At 52.2% G+C, this 20,194-nt stretch carries 16 protein-coding genes; 5 read left to right on the top strand and 11 right to left on the bottom strand.

Going from position 1 to position 20,194, the window contains the following annotated elements; all coding sequences use genetic code 11:
• Positions 1-8: 8 nt before the first annotated feature.
• A complete protein-coding gene (locus tag ACAN54_RS17465; protein ID WP_379157859.1) occupies positions 9-1,265 on the top strand; it encodes an MFS transporter in 1,257 nt (418 codons plus the stop codon).
• Between the two features lie 690 nt (positions 1,266-1,955).
• Here ACAN54_RS17465 and clpB read toward each other — a convergent pair.
• The 5 genes from clpB to ACAN54_RS17440 form a co-directional block, all read right to left on the bottom strand.
• Positions 1,956-4,598, bottom strand: coding sequence for an ATP-dependent chaperone ClpB (gene clpB / locus ACAN54_RS17460; RefSeq protein WP_379157856.1), 2,643 nt, complete (start codon positions 4,596-4,598; stop codon positions 1,956-1,958).
• A 63-nt stretch (positions 4,599-4,661) separates the two neighbouring features.
• Positions 4,662-5,660, bottom strand: coding sequence for a DnaJ C-terminal domain-containing protein (locus tag ACAN54_RS17455; protein ID WP_379157853.1), 999 nt, complete (start codon positions 5,658-5,660; stop codon positions 4,662-4,664).
• A gap of 358 nt (positions 5,661-6,018) precedes the next feature.
• Entirely contained in the window at positions 6,019-6,486 is a 468-nt protein-coding gene (locus tag ACAN54_RS17450; protein WP_379157850.1) for an Hsp20/alpha crystallin family protein, read from the bottom strand.
• 303 nt (positions 6,487-6,789) lie between these two features.
• Positions 6,790-7,194, bottom strand: a complete 405-nt coding sequence (locus tag ACAN54_RS17445; RefSeq protein ID WP_379157847.1) for a VOC family protein — start codon at positions 7,192-7,194, stop codon at positions 6,790-6,792.
• A 254-nt stretch (positions 7,195-7,448) separates the two neighbouring features.
• Positions 7,449-8,474, bottom strand: coding sequence for a helix-turn-helix transcriptional regulator (locus ACAN54_RS17440; protein WP_379157844.1), 1,026 nt, complete (start codon positions 8,472-8,474; stop codon positions 7,449-7,451).
• Between the two features lie 114 nt (positions 8,475-8,588).
• On the opposite strand from ACAN54_RS17440, the gene ACAN54_RS17435 reads away from it, so the two are divergent.
• The gene (locus tag ACAN54_RS17435) at positions 8,589-9,020 is read left to right on the top strand and encodes a VOC family protein (protein WP_379157841.1); all 432 of its coding nucleotides are present in this window, start codon (positions 8,589-8,591) and stop codon (positions 9,018-9,020) included.
• Between the two features lie 98 nt (positions 9,021-9,118).
• Here ACAN54_RS17435 and ACAN54_RS17430 read toward each other — a convergent pair whose 3' ends face one another.
• Positions 9,119-13,414 (bottom strand): alpha/beta hydrolase-fold protein, encoded by a 4,296-nt coding sequence (locus ACAN54_RS17430; protein WP_379157838.1) that lies wholly within the window; start codon positions 13,412-13,414, stop codon positions 9,119-9,121.
• 179 nt (positions 13,415-13,593) lie between these two features.
• Between ACAN54_RS17430 and ACAN54_RS17425 the strand changes: the two genes are divergently transcribed.
• Both ACAN54_RS17425 and ACAN54_RS17420 read left to right on the top strand, forming a co-directional pair.
• Positions 13,594-14,115, top strand: coding sequence for a MarR family winged helix-turn-helix transcriptional regulator (locus ACAN54_RS17425; RefSeq protein ID WP_379157835.1), 522 nt, complete (start codon positions 13,594-13,596; stop codon positions 14,113-14,115).
• Positions 14,116-14,169: 54 nt separating this feature from the next.
• Positions 14,170-15,000, top strand: a complete 831-nt coding sequence (locus ACAN54_RS17420; RefSeq protein WP_379157832.1) for an alpha/beta hydrolase — start codon at positions 14,170-14,172, stop codon at positions 14,998-15,000.
• A 42-nt stretch (positions 15,001-15,042) separates the two neighbouring features.
• Here the strand turns inward: ACAN54_RS17420 and ACAN54_RS17415 are convergent, their stop codons facing one another.
• From ACAN54_RS17415 to ACAN54_RS17405, 3 genes are read right to left on the bottom strand one after another with little or no spacing between them, the layout of a single operon-like run.
• Complete coding sequence (locus tag ACAN54_RS17415) at positions 15,043-15,942, bottom strand: DNA-3-methyladenine glycosylase family protein (protein ID WP_379157829.1); 900 nt, start codon at positions 15,940-15,942, stop codon at positions 15,043-15,045.
• Positions 15,923-16,477, bottom strand: coding sequence for a methylated-DNA--[protein]-cysteine S-methyltransferase (locus tag ACAN54_RS17410; protein WP_379157826.1), 555 nt, complete (start codon positions 16,475-16,477; stop codon positions 15,923-15,925). Before ACAN54_RS17410 ends, ACAN54_RS17415 begins: the two co-directional genes overlap by 20 nt.
• Positions 16,470-17,045, bottom strand: a complete 576-nt coding sequence (locus ACAN54_RS17405) for a bifunctional transcriptional activator/DNA repair enzyme AdaA (RefSeq protein WP_379157823.1) — start codon at positions 17,043-17,045, stop codon at positions 16,470-16,472. The genes ACAN54_RS17410 and ACAN54_RS17405 overlap by 8 nt, the downstream gene beginning before the upstream one ends.
• 229 nt (positions 17,046-17,274) lie before the next feature.
• Between ACAN54_RS17405 and ACAN54_RS17400 the strand changes: the two genes are divergently transcribed.
• Positions 17,275-17,862, top strand: a complete 588-nt coding sequence (locus ACAN54_RS17400; RefSeq protein ID WP_379157820.1) for a hypothetical protein — start codon at positions 17,275-17,277, stop codon at positions 17,860-17,862.
• 119 nt (positions 17,863-17,981) lie between these two features.
• On the opposite strand, the gene kdgT is transcribed toward ACAN54_RS17400, so the two are convergent.
• The gene (gene kdgT, locus ACAN54_RS17395; RefSeq protein ID WP_379158731.1) at positions 17,982-18,986 is read right to left on the bottom strand and encodes a 2-keto-3-deoxygluconate transporter; all 1,005 of its coding nucleotides are present in this window, start codon (positions 18,984-18,986) and stop codon (positions 17,982-17,984) included.
• Between the two features lie 169 nt (positions 18,987-19,155).
• Positions 19,156-20,166, bottom strand: a complete 1,011-nt coding sequence (locus ACAN54_RS17390; protein WP_379157817.1) for a tripartite tricarboxylate transporter substrate binding protein — start codon at positions 20,164-20,166, stop codon at positions 19,156-19,158.
• Between the last annotated feature and the right edge of the window lie 28 nt (positions 20,167-20,194).

Raw genomic sequence — 20,194 nt, 5'->3', positions numbered from 1 at the left:
GGTACATCTTGAAAGCTGATCCGGCACTCCATTCCGCTTCATCCAAACGCAATTATACGCTTCAACTGCTGACGGTATTCGTCGGCTATCTGATCTTCGGCTTTTCTGAAAATATCAAAGGCCCCGCTATCCCGCGTATCCAGAGCGATCTGCGGCTGGATGAGATGCAGCTCGGCACTCTTTTGTCACTGAACTCTCTCGGGTATCTGCTGGCCTGTACCTTTACAGCTCTGCTGATCCGCAAGATTGGCATCAAAGCAGTCAGCTTGCTCGCCTTCGGCTCCATGGCCGTCTCGGGAGTATTCATTTTCCTCTCCCATAGCTACCCGGCGCTGTCAGGATCTTTTTTTCTGATGTATATCGGCAACGGGATGCTGGAAATCGGGCTAGCTGTGCTGGGGGCAAGAATCTTTGTGAAGAATACCGGGACGATGATGAATCTGTCGCATTTCTTCTATGGGTTAAGCTCGACCGTGGCTCCGCTGATCTCCTCCGGACTGATGACGGTGACGATATTCGGCCATATGCTGGATTGGCGCGGAGTGTATCTGATTATATTGATGCTGTCTCTGATCCCTATGATTCCAGCGTTTCTGGGCAAGTTCCCCGAAGATGCTACGCTTACTGAGGACCGGATTCCCCTCTCCGCGATTTCCCGGGATCCGGTCATTTGGCTGCTGGTCGCTGTGCTTTCGTTCGGCGTTATCTCAGAGCTGGCTGTCGGCGGCTGGCTGGTTAATTTCCTGGAAAAAGCCTACGGCTGGTCAACCCCGGCTGCTGCCGGCATGCTGTCCGCATTCTTCCTCTGCTTCACGCTGGCGCGGCTTGTGCTGGGACCCTTGACGGACAAGATCGGCTTCGCATTGTCGCTGATTGTGTTCTCTGCCTTCACGGGCATCTGCACGTTTGCTGCTATTGTGTCGGGGGAACCCGGTGCTATTCTGTTCGCCATCGCCGGTCTTGGGGTCGCTCCCATCTACCCGACAGTTATGGCGCTGATCGCGGACCGCTACCGCAACGGAAGCGATACGGCAATCACCTTCGTCGTCACCCTCATCGGTGTAGCCAGCGTACTGGGCAACTACTTCATCGGGGCGATCACCGAAGGGATCAAGGAAATGTTCTCCTCCGGACAAGAGGAAGGAATAGGACTGCTGCGCGGACTGCAGGCGGGTTACGGCTTCATTGGACTGTGTGCACTGCTGTGCTCTTTTTCGGCATATCTGCTGTATCGTCACTTGAAAACAAAAGGGCAGCTGATGTAAAAGGACTTGTCTGGTGCGTTAGGTGTGTTAGGTGCATCTGGTGCTCTGGTTGGCGTCTGCATCGTAACCGATACAAAAAACAAGCGTCCAAGCCTTTACGGCTGTGGGCGCTTGTTGGCGTGGAACATCAGGTACACTATAAAAATCTGCTAAATATATACAAAGAAGCAGCCAGATTTACGGCGGATGCAACCAGCAACATCACATAATTGGCATACTTGCGTGACCCTGCTCCTGCCTGTGCCGCCCTGATCTCAAAAGCCTGAAATAAACACAGTATACTCAGGCTGAAACTCATCAAAGGCAACCACACATTTTCATTAGGCTTAATAAATACAAGGATTGCAAAAATAAGGACTGCCACCGAGAAAAAATAACGAACTCCTTTTAACCATGATATTTTCCTGATTTTCTCACCCCCGCTGGGTTCATGCGGCCAACTGTTATCAAGCTAAACCGCCTTGACTCTACAGCCACTACAGCTATTGTACAAGAGTGATATGGAACAAAATAGGATAAAATGCGCTTTCCTCAGTAAAATTGGACGGCACAGCGGATTTCCCTGGTTTAATAAAAATAGCTGCACAACATACCGTTCAACATCCGTGATGAAATCCGCGGCCTGTTAAATTGTACGAAGTACAGCTACGCTGTCTTTTGGATTGTCGAAGCGGGCTACCGGCCTCTTCATTATTTAGTGTGAAGCGCCTCTGCCGGCTTCGGATGGCTGATCGATACGGACAGTTCGCCACCCGCTTCGCCTACCTCCATCACCGACCCTTCCTCTGCCTCACCGGCAATCAGTGCACGCGCCACACGGGTCTCCAGACTCCGCTGGATGAACCGTTTGAGCGGTCTTGCACCATATACCGGATCAAAACCTTCTCTTGCGATAAACCGTACCGCTGATTCGCTAAGCACAAGACCAACGCCGCGGTCTGCCAGACGCAGGCGGAGTCCATCTACCAATTTGACCACAATCTGCTCAATCTCAGCCAACTGAAGCGGCTTGAACATCACAATGTCGTCTACACGATTCAGGAACTCCGGCCGGAAATGGCCGCTCAGCTCCTTCATGACCCGGTCCTTAACCGCATTCGTAAGCTCCCCGTTGTCATCGGTGCCCTGAATCAGATGCGGCGAACCGATGTTGGAGGTCATGATGATAATCGTATTCTTGAAATCCACCATCCGGCCCTGTGAATCGGTCAGCCGTCCGTCATCCAGCAGCTGCAGCAGGATGTTGAATACATCGGGATGGGCCTTTTCCACCTCATCTAGCAAGACTACCGTGTATGGCTGTCGGCGCACCGCTTCGGTAAGCTGGCCGCCTTCCTCATAACCGACATACCCTGGAGGCGCACCCACGAGACGGGAGACGCTATGCTTCTCCATATACTCCGACATGTCGATGCGGATCATGCCGTCTTCGCGGTCGAACAGCGACACCGCCAGCGCTTTGGCCAGCTCAGTCTTGCCCACACCCGTCGGCCCGAGGAACAGGAAGGAACCAATCGGCCGGTTCGGATCTTTGATGCCTGCTCTGGCACGGAGCACCGCATCCGCCACCAGCCGGACGGCCTCCTCCTGTCCAACTACCCGCTCATGCAGCGTATCCTCCAGCCGCAGCAGCTTATCCCGTTCACCTTCAACCAATCTGGTCACCGGGACGCCTGTCCAGCGCGATACGATATCGGCAATCTCCTCTTCGGTCACGGCTTCACGGAGCAGCCGGCTCTCCTGATCCTGCGAAGCCGCTTCCTCCGCTGCTTTCAGCTGCCGTTCCAGGTCGGGAATGATCCCATAGCTCAGCTCCGCAGACTTGTTAAGATCGTAGACCTCCTGCGCATCCACCAGGTCTTTCCGGGCCTGCTCCAGCTTTTTCTTCAGTTCGCGCAGTCCCTGAATGGCCGACTTCTCCTTCTCCCAGCGGGCCGTCATGCCCAGATGCTTCTCCTTGAGATCGGCCAGCTCACGCTGCAGGGTTTCGAGGCGGCGCTTACTGGCGTCGTCGGTTTCTTTTTTGAGCGCCGCTTCTTCAATCTCCATCTGCATTAGACGACGGGTGACCTCGTCCATCTCGCCCGGCATGGAATCAATTTCAGTGCGGATCATGGCACAGGCTTCGTCCACCAGGTCGATGGCCTTATCCGGCAGAAAACGGTCCGTAATATACCGGTTCGACAGAACGCCCGCAGCTACCAGCGCGCTGTCATGGATTTTGACCCCGTGATGGACTTCGAAGCGTTCCTTCAGTCCGCGCAGAATGGAGATGGTGTCCTCCACATCCGGCTCGTTGACCAGCACCTGCTGGAAACGGCGTTCCAGCGCGGGGTCTTTTTCAATATATTTGCGGTATTCATCCAGCGTCGTTGCCCCTATACAGTGCAGTTCACCGCGCGCAAGCATCGGTTTCAGCATATTACCTGCGTCCATTGCACCTTCAGTCTTACCCGCACCGACAATCGTATGCAGCTCATCGATAAACAGGATGATCCGTCCGTCACTCTCGCGGATCTCCTTCAGCACCGCTTGCAGCCGCTCCTCGAACTCTCCCCGGTACTTGGCCCCGGCGATCAGCGCACTCATATCAAGCGAGAAGATCGTCTTGTCCTTCAATCCCTCCGGTACATCCTTGCGGACAATCCGGTGGGCCAGCCCTTCCACAATCGCCGTCTTCCCGACGCCGGGTTCACCAATCAGCACCGGATTGTTCTTGGTTTTGCGGGAGAGAATGCGGATGACCCGGCGAATCTCCCCGTCACGCCCGATCACAGGGTCCACCTTGCCTGCCCGCACCTCAGCCACCAGATCGCGCCCGTATTTCTCCAGCACCTCATAGGTAGCTTCCGGCTCCCGGCTTGTCACCCGCTGATGCCCGCGGATCTCCGCCAGCACCTCCAGTAGCTTGTCACGCGTCAGTCCGCGGCTCGTGAACAGCCCGCGCAGCTCCCGGTTCCCGCTGCTGGAGTCGGACACCATCGCAAGTACGGCGTGCTCCACCGCCACGAACTCATCCTGCATCTGAGCAGCCTCCTTCTCGGCCTGCTCCAGCACGGCGATCAGCGACGGCGATGCATACCGCCGCATCGTTCCTGCCCCGGAGCCGCTGACGCTAGGCTTACGCTGCAGCAACTCCTCCGTACCTTGCATCAGCCCGGGTACGGGAATATTCATCTTCTGCAGTAGGCGCGGCAGAAGACCCTCATGCTGCTGGAGCAGCGCCTTGAGCAGATGGAGATTATCAATCTCCTGATGCCCCGCGGACGCTGCCAGCGACTGCGCTGCGGCAACCGCCTCCTGCAGCTTCTGTGTTAACTTGTTGAAGTCCATTTTCCTTCATCACCTTTCTGTGAATTGTACGCTCGCCCGGCCATCGCCCGCGCCGCCCGGCGCTTAGCCCATCGCGGCTTTGCGCCGCGCAGCACCCGGGCCCTGCCGCTTGGGCCCGGCCTGAAAGCTGCCAGCTTCAGCCAGCTGGCGGTACAGCGTCTTCTCCGCCTCCGACAGGTCGGCGGGAATCACAATCTCCACCGCGAACAGAATATCACCGTTCGCACCATCCGGCCGCTTCAGGCCCTTGCCGGAAAGGCGCAGCGTCTGGCCGCCGGCCATCCCGGCCGGGATCTTCAGCTTCACGCTGCTGCCGTCCGGCAGCGGAACCCTGGCTTCGCCGCCAAGCACAGCCTGCCATGGGGCAATTTCTACGGAGCCGTACAGGTCTCCACCCTCCGGCTCATAGATTTCATGCGGCAGCAGATGCAGCGAGATCAGCAGATCACCGCCTTGTACCGCCGCATTCCCCCCGCCACCGGGAATCCGGATAACAGTGTCCTCAGCGGCACGTGCCGGAATGGTGACATTTACATCTTTGCCACCGACTTGAACTCTGATGTTACCACCTTTGTATGCCTGCTCCAGTGTGATCTCAAGCTGCGCCTGCATCGCGCTGCGTCTCTCGCTGAAGGGACTGCCGGCGCCGCCGCCGCTGGAGAAAAAATCAAATCCCGCCCGGTCCGCAGCCCCCCGGCTGCCAAAAAACATACCAAACAAATCCTCTTCAGGAATACCGCCGCCGGAGGAGGTGTAGCCTCCGCTCCATCCCGTGCCAAAAGGCGTATCTCCATACCCCGCCGATGAAGTACCACCCCGCCGCGCCCCGCCTCCGGCTGCACCGCCAAAACCATAGCGGAGCTCCTCATCATAGGTTTTTCTTTTCTCCTCATTGCCCAGCACCTCATATGCTTCAGCCGCTTCCTTGAACTTGGCTTCCGCCTCCGGTGCTTTGTTGACATCGGGATGCCACTTTTTGGCCAGCTTCTGGTATGCCTTTTTGATCTCCTGCTTCGAGGCCTTTTCTCCAACGCCCAATGCTTCGTAATAGTTTGCCGCCAAGGGTACATCCTCCTTTCTTGCGATTGAGCCGCGCTCCTTGTGTACCTTTTATTACCCTATTTCCTATGGTGGTGCTGTAGAATCTACAGCTAATCTATTTCGTGAAAAGGCGCACCATAGCCGGAATCCCCACTACAATGCGCCTTATGATAGTGCTATATGAAAAGCCCGGTGAACCGGCTGTTCCTGCAGGGATCTTAGGGGAACGGCACTGGCCGCCGGCCCGGGATACCCTTTATACCAGCCTATCCGGCCGGACTTGAACGTCTGCTTCTTCAACATTGTGAACACTTAACCATGCCGTAGCGCACTCCGCTTCCCCCGGATGCCTGCTGCATGCCCAATGCCAACTTGCTGATTATTGAAGCTGCTCTTCGGAAGAGCCGCTGTCCTGGATCTCAATGCGTTTGCCCAGCGGCTTTTGCCGTTTCGGTACCGACAGGGTCAGCAGACCGTCCTTCAGCGAAGCGCGGATCTCATCCTCGGCAATGTCCTGCACATAGAAACGGCGGACGTATTCGCCATACCGGCGTTCTCTGCGCACCACCTGATGGTCTTTATTTTCCTCACTGTTTTCTTCCTTGCGTACTGCCTTAATCGTCAAATAAGGGCTGGCATAATCAATGTCGATTTCATCTTTTTTGAAGCCGGGCAGTTCCGCCTCAATCAGATACGCCTGCTCACTCTCGCGGATATCTGTACGGAAGGATAGGGTGGAGCTTTTCATCGGTGCAAAAAAATCATCATTAAACACTTCATTCAGGGACTTGGCCAGCACACCAAAAGCATCATCTCTCCGTTTACCAAAAGGAACCAAATCAAACATCTCTCATTCTCCTCTCTTTGACTTTGACTTTATTTGACCTATGGCCTTATTATAGTCCCCTTTGCGGGGGAAGACAAAACTTGTATAAGCCGAAAAACCGGGGAAATCCGGCATTTCAGCTCATTTTTATAACCAAATTTTAGTGTTATTGCTTATTTGACCTTATTTGACCTTCGTGGCTGGATAACGCTCTTGGTACTCATTCTCCAGCATCTCATCATCACCGCATTATGGTACTCCTGGTTATAGAAAAACGTCTGGCACCGCGCGATTATTATATGCGTAAGCCTCGAGTTCAATCCGTCATTGTCTACCTCTAATCCGTTTAATCGCATCCTCAGTCACCGGCTCGAAGAGGTTAAGAAGGTTGCCATCGGGATCACGGAACAGCATAGAACGGTTCCCCCACGGCATTGTGGTCGGTTCCTTTACCCAATTCTCGACAAATGGCTTCAAGCGCACGTATTCGGCTTCAACATCGTCGACGAGGAACTCAATAATGACAGTTCGATTATTGGCCCCCACTACGGAATCAGCGCCGAATAGCTGCGCCGTCTGGGAGTGGCCGATTGCAAGGGTGCATGATGGCACAACGAGTTCGGCAAATACAGGCGCAGGCCGCTCCGCCGAAACCCCCAGGACTTTCTCATAGAACTCGACGAGACGATCCACGTCGTCAGTAATGATACGTACAGAAGCGAAATTCACAAGATATCATCCTTCCTAATTTTACTTATCTATTTCCTTTACATTTACAGGTCCAATTATAAAAAAACGCTACTGACAACGTTATGTCAGTAGCGTTTTAGAATTCTTTGGGTTATCACACGAATCCGATTTCGGAATGATACGGGAATTCGAATCATTAGTCCATTTCGATAAAATGGCGGATGTCTTGGCGTAGATCACACAGGAGCGAGTAATTGCAGCGAATTGCGTATACCGGACCCTTCATTGCTGCACTAATTATATTTCGTCAGCATACCGACAAGTAGCTCCTTCACCAATTTAGTTAGTTCTTGCGGCTGCTGTACCTCTGCTCCATTGCACAGACCGATCACGAACCGGGCAAAGAATTGCAGGTCTTGATGCGGGATCTCTCCTTCCAGCCAGCCGGTGCCGTTCTCACGGATATGCAGCAAGGGCGCCGACCAAAGCTCGGCTTCACAGGCTTGTACACCTTCATCTGTCAGCTCTATATGTATCCGTACCTGCTCTTTCTTCTGGTTAGACTCCTGGTCCCGGAGCACACCCATCTCCTGCAGTGAGTCTTGTGGCTGATCCATGTTCCCTGCCGGTTCCAGTTTGTTGTAAGCCTCTCTATTCCCCAGATGAACATGCCGCAAATCCAAGGGGGCAGGCCCGGACACCGCATATTTAGCTGTATGAATCCGGTCACATCGGAACACGCGAACGCCGCCGCGCAGGAAACAATAGGCGGGGCAATACCATAATCCGCTGCTGGCATAAATGCCAATGGGTTGGATTGGACGCTCCATACGCTTGCTCCTGGTTTCATATTCAATATTCAGTACTTTCTGCCCCGTCGCCGCTTCCAGCAGTATGGACAGATAAGGAAACTCTGCCTGGCGCCCTGGGGTTACAAAATCAATCCGGTTCTTCATCTCGTCAATACGGTCACGGACATCTCCGGACATATAATGATAGAACTTATGCAATGCGGATACAGACTCTTTCTTGAAGGGCAGGTACTTGTAGTGGCGCAGGGCATGGCTGGCAAAAAAGATCGCCACCGCTTCCTCCTCCGTGAATGCAATCGGCGGGAGGATTCTCTCGTTCAGCACCTGGTAACCGCCGTGCGGCCCCACTTCGGAATATAGCGGAACACCCAGCTCCCCAAGCTCCTGCAAATCCCGCAGTATCGTTCTTGAGGATACGCCATATTCATCCGCCAGTTCTTTAACAGTAAATTTCCGCTTGCGGTTAACGGTCATCATCAGGTCAAGCAGCCGTTTGGATTTTGACATGTCGTAGCTCCATTAACTTTTTTATTTGTGACAATACTTGTCACCATTGTACTCTACAATGAACTTATAGCCCAGCTCTAGCGGGCAAATTCAACAGTAGGGAGCGATGGGAACATGTCAATACAGCTGAATCCTTTTATACTGCTTGACGGAAAGGCACGGGAGGCGATTGAATTTTATCAGAAGACGCTGGGGGCAAAGCTACTCTTCAAGCAAACTGCCGGAGAAGGTCCGCAGAATCCCGATAAACCGATGTCAGAGGAAGCTAAAGCACGTATTGCCCATTCAGTTCTGCAGGTGGGGGAGACGAAATTTTTCCTGGCTGATCTGGAGGAAGGACAGGCGCTGCTTCCGGGGAATGGCATTAACATCTGCCTTACCGTAGACAACACTTCAGAGGCTGAGCGGCTGTACCATTCTATCAAGGAAGGCGGTCAAGTTGAGGTGAAGCTGGGGCCCGCTTACTTCAGTCCTGCTTACGGCATGATTACTGATAAGTTCGGGGTAGTGTTCCAAGTATTTACGAAGCGGGGAACCGGAAAGTAACCACAAACGCAGAGCAGCAATTCTCCAGTAACGGGAGAATTGCTGCTCTGTTAGCCTTTTTGCGGTTATAAATGAGAAGGGTCTGTCTCCACTGTCATTTACTTAATGAACCGGTACAGGATCTCTGCGGATTGAGCCCGGGTTGCCTGACTGAGTGGTTCCAGAGTAGTGCTGCTGGTGCCTTTCATCAGACCGAGATTCAGTACAGCATTCAGCGACGTCTGAGCCCAGTCATGGATTTGGGACCGGTCGGAGAAGACAGCAGTTTGTCCTAAGGATACCGGAGCATCACTGGATTTCAACCGGTAAGCATTATAGATCATGACAGCCATCTCTTCCCTCGTAATGGTCTTCTCCGGAGCGAATTCATCTTGGCTGATCCCTCGGATAATACCAACCTGATACGCCGCAGCTACCGAAGGATAAAACCAGCTGTTGGCGGGTACGTCCTTGAATGGGAGAACGGTATTATCAGCTTGCAACCGCAGGGAACGGACCAGCATTGCAGCAAATTCCGCGCGGGTCACTTGACGATCCGGTGCGAACGCCGTATCCGTTACACCGTTCACGATATGTCCAGCGGATAGAACCTGTACAGCTCTATGTGCCCAGTGTGACTGCACAAGATCCTGATAGGATTTGGTGTAAGTCCATACCCCGTACTTGCTGAAATGGTTAAGCTTCGCAGTCATAGTACCGGTCGCGGTATCGAAGGTCCCGCCTAGATACTCCAGTTTTTGATCTGCTGTTAAATGGTAGATCCCCATCAGCTCCCTGTCCGCCTGGGTGCTGGCTGTGAGACTCAGTCCCACCGGCTGAACAAACGGAGCAGAAAGAACTTGAGCCGTTCCATCTTTGAGGAGCGCCTTAATATTCATATCTACCACGGGCCCTGCTGGGGCAAGCTGTCCTGTCCATGACGAGGCAGCCGCATGAATCCATGTTGCTTGCTCCGATGCAGGGATTGGGGCAATGCTCCACTTAATCGCCTGAAGCTGATCGGCACCCACAGCATTCACCCATTGCTGCAGTGTCTCAAATGGCACTTCCAGCTTGCTGCCATCCTTGACGGAGAACTGTAGCGATATTTTGGCAGCAATAGCCTTCTTCACTTCATCCAATGTTACAGTTACGGCAGAACCGCTAGTATCTGAACCGGACACAACGGGAGTAACAGTAACGTTGCCATCATCCTTGCTACCGCTACCACTGTTGGAAGAAATCTTCAAGGGAACGCGGCTCAGCTCCAGACTATGGTCCAGCACAGCAGAAGTAAGCACGATCTCGTAATTTCCGTCCGCAAGCGATTCTGGCAGTACGATCTTCTGGGAGAAGTCGGCTGCACCTTTAACTGACACTGTATCTTGCCAGCGGTATACGCTCTCACTTACGGTTGTATTGAAGACTTCGACGGTCACCGGCAGAACCAGTGCCGGGTTTGTTTCTTTGACATAAGGCGAGACTGGGATGACGTCGGTATAAGCACTGATCCCTTCTTTGGCGGACATTGCATACGTGATCTGGTCCGTCCCATCCGCAGAGCGGGAGAACGACGTTGTCCCGCTCAGTACACTACTGTCCACGTTAGCCGGGGCAAAATGACGGCTGTGCATCGCAAAGGAGAGGCCGATCGATTTAGTATAGAATGCACTGTCATGCGCTCCGTCCCGAATTTCGGCATAATGCGGTATACCAGCATTCATCAGATACTTGTGCAGTGTATTGACTGCAAGGTCGAACTTGTAGCCGTCCAAGTTACCGAAATCGATGTACAGAGAATAGCGTTTGAGTGCATCAATAGGATACTGGGTCACGATTTTAACCGGATTCTGTCCGGACATCGTAAAGGGGAGTGCCCCCATGTGACTGGCTACGCTGGAGAACAAATTCGGATATTGGAGACCGATGGCAAAGGCACCGAAGCCACCCATCGAGACACCGGATGTGGCTCTGTATCTTGCGTCATCAATCGTTCTATACTGATCATCGATCAGTGAAACCAGATCCTTGGTGACCATGTCCTGCCACTTGACACCATCGGCTCCTTCTCCGTTCACCCACCAGCTCATACCGCTGGAATCTGGAATGACGACGATCATGTCGCGGAGTGAGCCGTCTGCAATGCCGTTATCCAGAATCTGGTCAACTTTGTCAATTTCATAGGATTCGCTATCACTGTTGAACTGGTGCAGCAGGTATACCGACGGATAGCGCTTAGACTGGTCTGTCAGATAGCCAGGAGGCAGGTAGACGCGGTATTTAACCATGCGGTTTGCACTCTTAGAGAAGAACTCTGTAACGTAAAACCGTTTCTGGTCTCCGCTTTCCAGCAGCTTTCCTCCGGTATATTGATAATACTGGGAGACTTGTCCTTCCTGGATGACAACATCCTGTCCGGCAGTGTCCTTACCGGTCATTCGGATGTAGGCCGTATACAGATACTTGCCGTCCAATTCAAATACATATGGACTGGTAATAACGGTCTTAATGGAACTGTAGCTGTTCACCAGCTTGACAGCCTGATCCGCCTTTTGCAGCTTACCATATCCTTTTTCAAAATAACCCGGTGCGAGCGTGTCACGGTAGGCTGCGAAATTTTTGGAGGCAATCGCGCTGAGCTGCTTTTCCGCTAATGCCTTTACTTCGGTTGATAGGGACTCTGCCGGTACTTTAGATGGCAGTTTCTTCTCTTTTTGCAGGGCAGCCTTAGTATAAATGCCTACAGGCCCGGCATACCATCCGCCTCCACCATTCTGATTGTAGATCCGGATAGAAATCCGGTTCACTTCGCCCCGTTTCAGGAGGCCCGAAGGGATGCTGTACTCCCGCGATTGTGCCCAGAATGAGGAGGTGTATCCGCCGTTTTTGAATCCTGTTTCTGCGATGAGCTGGCCATTAATGTAAGTCTGGTCAGCGTCATCAATCTTGCCGGCCAGCAGCGTAAGATCTTCATCCGGAAAATCCTCCGGCACCCAAAACTCGCGGTAGTACCAGGCAGCTCCATAATAGCTACCCATGTCGCTATAGTTGCCAAAGCCGTTCGTCCACCAATCAAGCCCCGGCTGCACAATCCGCCAGTCACCCTGCTGCAGATCCGGTTTCAGGCCTTCTACTGTGCTGTCTGGAAAGGTGTCTTTGGTAAAGTACCAATCTCCCAGCAGGTCAATTTGGGTATCTTCCGGGGCGCTGCCGATCGGAGTTACCTGGATCAGCGGCTTGGTGCCGAAAGAATAGGAGCTGCCCAGCAGATGCCCTTCTAAGGACACCTTGAAGCTCTTATCCGTTCCCAGCGCCGACACGGGAATCGTGAAGGTGCCGGTAAAGGTGTTTTGGTTAGAGGAAGTTACCACATCGCCCAGATCTGACTGATCACTAAAGCGATCTTCACCTTCTGAAGTTGTGACCTTTAAGCGGGTCAACAAGTGGAAGTCGCTGCTCGCTACATTTCCATACACATACTCGGTTACGAGTGAGCGGTTCAGATTAATTGTATAGTCCACCTGTACTTCAGTCTGGTCCGAGATCGCCTGAGGAGCCGCTGTAAAGCTGCCGGTCACCAGGCTTGAGCCAAAACTATTACTGTGCATGGCGAAAGAACGGTCCAGATAAGTCAGGTAGTAATCTCTCGTATGTCCGCCAGGCCGCATCTGATATTCGTGCCGGATATTTTTACCCCGGAAATAGGCGTGGATATCATTTGTCGATCCATCCGCATAAGTCAGGGAATCCTCTGTGCCCCCGTCCAAGTAGTAATTATATGCCCCCAGCTGTCCTACGCTCATAGATTGGAGCAGTGTTAACGGGTTTTGTCCTTGGAGCGTTGTGCCGAGCGCACCCATATGGCTTGCGATCGAACGAAACAGATCGGGGTGCTTGAGGCCGAGCATGAATGCACCATAGCCGCCCATTGAGATTCCGCTGATGCCCCGGTATTGCGGAGAAGCGATTGTCCGGTAATTGGCATCAATCGAGGGAATGAGATCGCTTACAATAACATCCTCCCAAGGAGCACCGGGCTGGTTGATGAACCAGCTGTCACTGCCTGTATCCGGCATGACGACGATCATCTTCTGAATTTCTCCGTCCGCGATCCATTGATCAAGCCGACCTGCCAGGCCGTCTTCCTCGAATTGCAGACTGGACCCTCCCTCGTCATGAAGCAGATACACTACCGGAAACCGTTGATCTGAACGCTCATAGCCTTCCGGCAAATAAATACGATAGCCCAGCTCTTTGTTCAATGTTGCAGAGGAGTATGTTTCTGCATAGAAACGGTCCCCCGTAGTTTGCGCCGCAGCCTTCGCTGGAAGCGGTTGCAATACTGAAGTAATGACTAAGAGGGCAAGTATAATAGATAAAAACTGACGTGCAATCGGTCTTTTCCGAGTGACCAAATAACATTCCTCCCTAAAATTAGTTATTCTCTGTCTTGCAAAGTAAGTATAAGTATAGAGGCTAATGAAGTTAATGGATTAAGTGCGCTGAATTGGGATAATCTGCGCTTTTTCAGAAGTAGAATGAAGAATCCAGAATATAGCGGAACACCCAGCTCCAGCTCCCCAAGATCGGCATAATGCGCAACAAACCGGGCATCGTTCCGGTCCATACATACTTTAACTTTGGATGCAAAGACTCACTTGACATTAGTTTGATGTCAAACTATAATGCAGATATGGAAACTAGAGATGTCATTTCATTGATCTCCAAGATTAGGGAGAAAGTAAACCGGTTCATTGTTACAGAGATGGTGAAGCAAGGGATAGAAGGTATTGGCACTTCGCATGGCGATATTATCTATGCGCTGTTGAAGCAGCCCAGATTCACGATGGCGGATATTTCTAAGAAAATACATAAGGATAAATCAACAGTCACAGCACTCGTCGACAAGTTAGTCCGGCTTGGGTATGTGGCCAAGGAAAGGGATAGTAAGGACTCGAGGGTTGTGTATGTTGCTCTAACTCCAAAGGGGAGAGAATTGGAACCGGTCTTTGAAGCTATATCTGCGGAATTGCTAGACTTGTTTTACTTGAATATCTCGGATAAAGAAAAGGAAGATTTACTTACCATTTTAGAAAAAATACATCACAACTTCTAAAAAAATTTTAACCATTTAGTTTGATATCAAACAATCTGACGAGGAGGAAACCATGTGAGAGATTTTACGAAAGAATTGCCGGAGCATACGGAGAAATACCTGGGGAACAACGATCTATTTCTAGAGATATTCGAGGGGGAACTTCTATCGAAAGCAGCTAACCATAGGCCGCCATTGCTTTTCGTCCACGGTGCCTATACGGGCAGCTGGATGTGGAGTAAATATATCCCTCACTTCATCCGTAATGGCTGGACATGCTACGTGATGAATTTGAGGAGCCACTACAAAAGCAGACTCCTGGATATGACAAAGATAACCTTCGAGGATTACTTGGAGGATATTCAAGAGGTCCTCGCTGAATGTGGCGTTCCGCCGATTGTTATCGGTTTTAGCATGGGGGGTATTCTGGTCCAGAAGTTGGCCGAATCCGCCGATATTGCCGGACTCGTGTTAATCGATTCAAGCATAAGCAGAGAAGTTCATGATGTCGTACCTTACCAAGATATAATCCCGATGACCCCTGGCATCCTATTGCCAGCCCCAGACCGTGAAGATTCAAGTATAGATGAAACACCGGAAGACATTCAATTTCAGAGAAAATATCTGAGCATGGAGTCCGCTAAGGCTTTTAGCGCGTTCTCTTTTCATTTCGGAGCAGCAGGCATATCCATAGACAGCCGTTTGATTTCTTGTCCGTGCCTGGTTATCGCTGCAGTAAGCAGTTATGATAGCGACCGCCGGGGTAGAGTGGCTGCGGAGCACCTTCGTGCTGAATATAAGGGACTGTGGAACACCACGCACACAGGTGTGCTAGTAGGGCAGAGATACAAGGAATCGGTAGATACCATACTGGACTGGCTGCAGAGATTGGAAAAACAACTATAAAAGGCACCCGGCAGACCTGCCGGGTGCAATGAATAAGAGCGCTCAATACAGCGCACGCCACAAATAAAAGGTGGCATAGGCTTCCCATCCGCGCCAGGGCTCCGCCAGCTTCAAAAGCTCTGCTGGGGTCGGCTTCCGATCCATGCCGGTCAGGAATTTGACCGCATTCTGCAGACCCACATCCCCCACCGGGAAAGCTGTGGTGTCATCCAGACAGCGCATCCGGACATACTGTGAGGTCCACGGGCCGACACCGCGGATCTGGAGCAGCCGCTGCTCGGCAGCAGCCGGGGATGGCAATGCCAGCAGCTCTTCGCGGCTTAAACTGCCGCCGGCAATCAGAGCAGCCACGTCCAGCACGGTCCTCGCTTTGCTGCGGGTCAACTGCAAGGCGCACAGCTCCTCCAGTTGCACATCCGCGAATACCTCTGGGCCGGGGAATTGATAATACACATGCCCTCCCCATTCCAGCGATTCTCCATAGGTGGCAGTCAGCTGCTGCTTCAGCCTGTAGGCAAACGCCAGATTCACCTGCTGGCCCAGAATGGCCCAGCATAGCGCTTCGAACAGATCGGGAATACCGACAATCCGCAGTCCCCTGTGCTGCTCCGTAAGCGGCCCAAGCAGCGGGTCCGACTCCGCCAGCCCGTAGAACGGCCGTAGATCACGGTCCAGATCGAACCATTCCCGAATGTATCGGGCCAGCCATGCTACCGCACCTGGGCTAGGAACCTCCCCGTACAGCAGAGTTACCCGCAGCCCGCTTCCTTTCGGGACCATCAGCCGGATAAGCACCGGCTTGTTGTCCAGATTGAAATAACGGGTCGCCCCTTCCTGATCTGTCCTGTACAGGCATTCCAGCGGGGAGCGGTTCAAATACTCCAGACAAACACCGAAATCAAAGAACTCCGGTAGCGGCAGTTCAAAAAGCAAATCGTTCATGCCCCGCCTCCCCCACATGCATAATACCTTCCAGCACCAGCAATTCCTGCTTCAGCTTAAGCCCGCCCCGGTAGCCGGTCAATGTTCCGTTCGTGCCAATGACCCGGTGGCAAGGCAGAATGACAGGCAACGGATTCTGCCCGTTGGCCGTGCCTACCGCGCGCATGGCCTGCGGCCTGCCAATCCTCCCGGCAAGCTCCCGGTAAGTAATGACCTCACCAAATGGGATGGTCGCAAGCCCCTTCCACACCTCCTGCTGAAACGGAGTTCCCCAGATATCCAGAGGAATATCCTTGAAGCTGACTGGTACTCCCGCAAAATAATTTTCCAGCTCCCGGATCATTCCCAGCTGCGCGAATACGGCCTGATCCTCCTGATAACGGTGCTTTGGAGCATAGGTTTGCAGCCATTTCCCCTCAGGCAGCCTCTCCTCTCTCCCAAAGGACAGGCGGATTAAACCTTTGTCACTGGCCCATAGAGTCCAATCTCTGTTCCCCAGGTTCAGGGTATGATGATAAATCGTGATCTCACTCATGATGAATCCCTCCTCGGTTTTGGCTGCGGTATTCGGTCGGTGGCAGACCGGTCTTCCGCGTGAACCACGCGGCAAAGTGCGAAGGCCCGCGAAAGCTCACCGCTTGTCCCACCTCGGCAACCGCAAGCTCTGTGTCGGTAAGCAGTGCACAGGCTTTCTCCACACGCAGTTGATCTAGCCTCTCCGCGGGCGACCGCCCGGTGACCCGCTTGTAGGTACGCTGCAGATGGAAAGGACTGACCTTCAGCGCTCCGGCAAGGGTCTGCAGAGTGACCTTCTGCCCCAGCTTTGCCTCCATCAGCTTATCCGTCTCGGCCGCAAGCACCGCATCCGGACGCAGCACGCCGCCTTCTTCCGGGCGGCATCTTTTGCAGGGCCGGAACCCGGCGGCTACCGCCTGCTCCAATGAATCATAAAACACGACATTCCCCGCCTTAGGCGTTCTTGCCCGGCAGGAAGGGCGGCATAGAATATGTGTTGTCAGCACCGCTGTATAATACACACCATCATAGGTTGGCTCGCGCCGCACAACGGATTCATAGATCTGCTCGAATAACGCCTGTTCCATTGTCAATCACCTCATACCGCCAGTATATACGATTCCATTTGCCTTATCAGCCCTTTGGAACAGGAGAGCAAGATTACGACAGTGCAATAAAAGCAGCATTCTACGCCCTCGTCAACTCATCTGAGCAGATAATACAGGGAATCATTAGGACCAGTAACGTGCCACAAAGAACATAATATGGTAATATTAATATAAAAATTTCCATTATTGAACATTCAGGAGGATCCTTATGCAAAAGCACATATGGTTATTAAGCACTCTCTTTCTTTCCTTTGTGTTAGTTGCAGGCTGCAGCCAGTCCGCATCTAATAACGTACCCGAACCCAGTCCCCCGCCCTCTGAAACTGCGGCTCCAGCACCGGAGAACAATACTTCTCCGCAGGACAGCACAGCCGAAACGGCAGCCGTTCAAGCCGCCACGGAGTATAAAAATTCCGAGTACACGGTCAAGGATTACGCAGATGTCCTGTCTGAAGAGAGCATCGAGCAGCGAAACGAAGCGATGCGATCCTATCTGACAGAAGACTTTTATCAAAAAGCAGTCAATACCCGTTACACTGCCCTGCCTTTAATGGTTGTCCAGAAGCAGCACATGTCTGTGCAGCCTGAAAATTTAAAGTTCACACTGACGGATGGAACAAAAAAAGATATCATCGAACTGAAATACAACGTAGACCTGGTCTTGCTGGATCAGGAGGGCAAGGAAAACCAGCGTGTGTCTATGGAGGGAATATTGACTATGTTCAATGTGAACGGACAATGGCTTGTGCAGGGCGACCGTTTTGACCAAGCCGCGTTCAACAAGCTGATCAACTAATCATCGGTTATCGCAAAAAAAACGCCCCTCCGTGACCGCCATAAACGGCGCTTGGAGGGGCTATATGTGTATATTCCTTTTTCTATATACTGTATATTTTACGTTGTTACAGGAATATATTATATTGCAGCTTTAGGGGCCTGAAGATCCACTGAAGCATCTGTTGCCGGCGGATTCTTCTTTTTCATGTAACCAGAATAGTAAGCAGTAATGATTGGAACGAGTATGGAGGTTACGATAACCGATGCTGCCACGAGTGCGGTTGCTGTCTCAGCGGCTGGCAGAAACTCAGGTTTCATGTTGGCAACCAGCATAGGATTGGCTACAGCGGCACCGGCAGTACTGGAAGCGGCAAGTCCGGCAGTCCCGTTACCACGACCAATGTACTTGTCAGCCAGAATCAATGGAACACCTGTAATAATGATAACAACAATACCAAGGAGAATACCAAGCAGGCCTGTATCTACAATGACACCCAGGTCAATGGAGCTACCCAGTGCGAAACCAAAGAACGGAATAAGAGTCTGTGTAGCTTTGCCGAAGTAAGCGCGAAGATCATGGTCCAGGTTACCCAGCAGGAATCCAATCAGGAAAGGAAGCACAGCGCCTACAAATACATGCGGTTCGAATACGGCTACCCCGGTGCTTCCCAGGATCAGCATAGTAACAAGCGGGCCGGATTCCAGCGACATCAATACAAAGGCGCCCGATTCTTCTTTGGTGCCATACTGCTGCATAATGGAAGCGTACAAGCCGCCATTGGTCATATCCATTGCGGAGATGATCGCCAGAACGGATAGTCCGGCAAAAAATCCGGTTTGAACGCCGCCCTCAGGCAGGAACTGAATAGCAATCAGGGCTACAACCCAAGCTACAGCGATTTTGGTCAATACGAGGGTACCGGATTTGCGGAGTACCGTTCCGGTTGCTCTTACATCAATAGCAGCACCCATACAGAAGAACCAAACTGCCAAAATAGGTACAGTACCTGTCATCAGGCCTTTGGTGAAGCCTCCGAAATATTCGCCTGCATTCGGAAAAGCGGTGTGGATAATGGCGCCAAGGAACAAAGGAATCAGCATCATGCCGCCAGGAACTTTGTCGATCGTCTGTTTGATTTTCATGTGATTGATCATACCCTTCTCTTAATATGCCTTAAAATTTTGCAAATCTTGATAATTTTGTCTTGCATAGGCGCAGCAAATCAGTCCCCCCAGCCTAACTGTCCGTTACAGTACGCAAACCTGTGATCAGCTGGCTCTGAGGGAAAATTTGCTTGACTACGCTTTCACGTTACTTACGGCTAAGTCCGAGCTCCGGGATCATTTTGGCGAACAAATCGTCGCTTTCTTTTAATTGCCTGGAGAATTCTTTGCCGTCCTTAACCAGCAGTCCAAGTCCATTTTCATTCATATACTCGCGGAATGCCTTGTCTTCGGTTCCTTTGATAAATGCCCCGGCGAGTATATCCGCAATCGCGTCCGGTGTGTCCTTTGGTACAGCAAGTCCTCTCCATGTACTGGTGAAATTCACATGTATTCCGGTCTGCTCCTCCAGAGTGGGAACGCCCGGCAGCGCTTCAGAGCGCTTGTCGGCGTTAATCGCCAGTGTCCGCAGCTTTCCTTCATCCACATACTTTTTCACTTCGGCGGGACTCACAGGCACCGCATCTACAAAACCGTCCATCAAAGCGGAGACGGCGGGCCCAGCACCTTCAAAGGGAATATGTGCAAACTTCACACCTGTTTCCCGTTCCAACGTTATGGCAGCTAAATGCCAAATGCTTCCCGTTCCTGCGTTCCCCATTTTCAATTCACCTGGATGCGCTTTCGCAAAGTCGAGAAATTCATTAACGGTTTGCCACGGCGCGCCTTGCCTTACGGTAATGGCGGAAGGATCAAAATTGGTTTGAGCGATGGGTTTGAACTTCTCATAGGTAATCGGCAACAGGCCCAGATGTGGAAGGATGGTTAATTCGGCCGGCAAAAAAGTCACCGTATATCCGTCACCCTTGGCACTCGCGCCCTCCATCAGTCCGACGGAACCTCCGCCGCCTGTACGGTTGATAACGATAACCGGCTGCCCCAGAAACTTCTCTGTCGCTTTGGCTAATGCCCTTGCTGTTGTATCCGTTCCTCCGCCTGCAGCGTACGGCACAATTAATGTGATCGGCTTCTTGGGAAAATCGTGATCTCCCTTGTTGCTGCGATCGTCCGTTACGCGGTTTCCAATAAGAAGGAGGATGACCACAGCGAGCAGCGATGCCGCCCAGATTCCTATTTGTATTCCCCGTTTCAAAAGCATCCCTCTTCTCTTATTAAAGGATATCGAG

The sequence above is a fragment of the Paenibacillus diazotrophicus genome (assembly GCF_042610465.1).
This window is presented reverse-complemented; position numbering and strand designations above follow the sequence as displayed.

Coding starts and splice junctions, on each gene's coding strand:
- ACAN54_RS17435 (WP_379157841.1), top strand. CDS start 8,589: ATGTCAATACAGCTGAATCCTTTTATACTGCTTGACGGAAAGGCACGG.
- ACAN54_RS17400 (WP_379157820.1), top strand. CDS start 17,275: ATGCAAAAGCACATATGGTTATTAAGCACTCTCTTTCTTTCCTTTGTG.
- ACAN54_RS17390 (WP_379157817.1), bottom strand. CDS start 20,166: ATGCTTTTGAAACGGGGAATACAAATAGGAATCTGGGCGGCATCGCTG.
- ACAN54_RS17450 (WP_379157850.1), bottom strand. CDS start 6,486: ATGTTTGATTTGGTTCCTTTTGGTAAACGGAGAGATGATGCTTTTGGT.
- ACAN54_RS17405 (WP_379157823.1), bottom strand. CDS start 17,045: ATGGAACAGGCGTTATTCGAGCAGATCTATGAATCCGTTGTGCGGCGC.
- kdgT (WP_379158731.1), bottom strand. CDS start 18,986: ATGAAAATCAAACAGACGATCGACAAAGTTCCTGGCGGCATGATGCTG.
- ACAN54_RS17410 (WP_379157826.1), bottom strand. CDS start 16,477: ATGAGTGAGATCACGATTTATCATCATACCCTGAACCTGGGGAACAGA.
- ACAN54_RS17440 (WP_379157844.1), bottom strand. CDS start 8,474: ATGTCAAAATCCAAACGGCTGCTTGACCTGATGATGACCGTTAACCGC.
- ACAN54_RS17425 (WP_379157835.1), top strand. CDS start 13,594: ATGCGCAACAAACCGGGCATCGTTCCGGTCCATACATACTTTAACTTT.
- ACAN54_RS17415 (WP_379157829.1), bottom strand. CDS start 15,942: ATGAACGATTTGCTTTTTGAACTGCCGCTACCGGAGTTCTTTGATTTC.
- clpB (WP_379157856.1), bottom strand. CDS start 4,598: ATGGACTTCAACAAGTTAACACAGAAGCTGCAGGAGGCGGTTGCCGCA.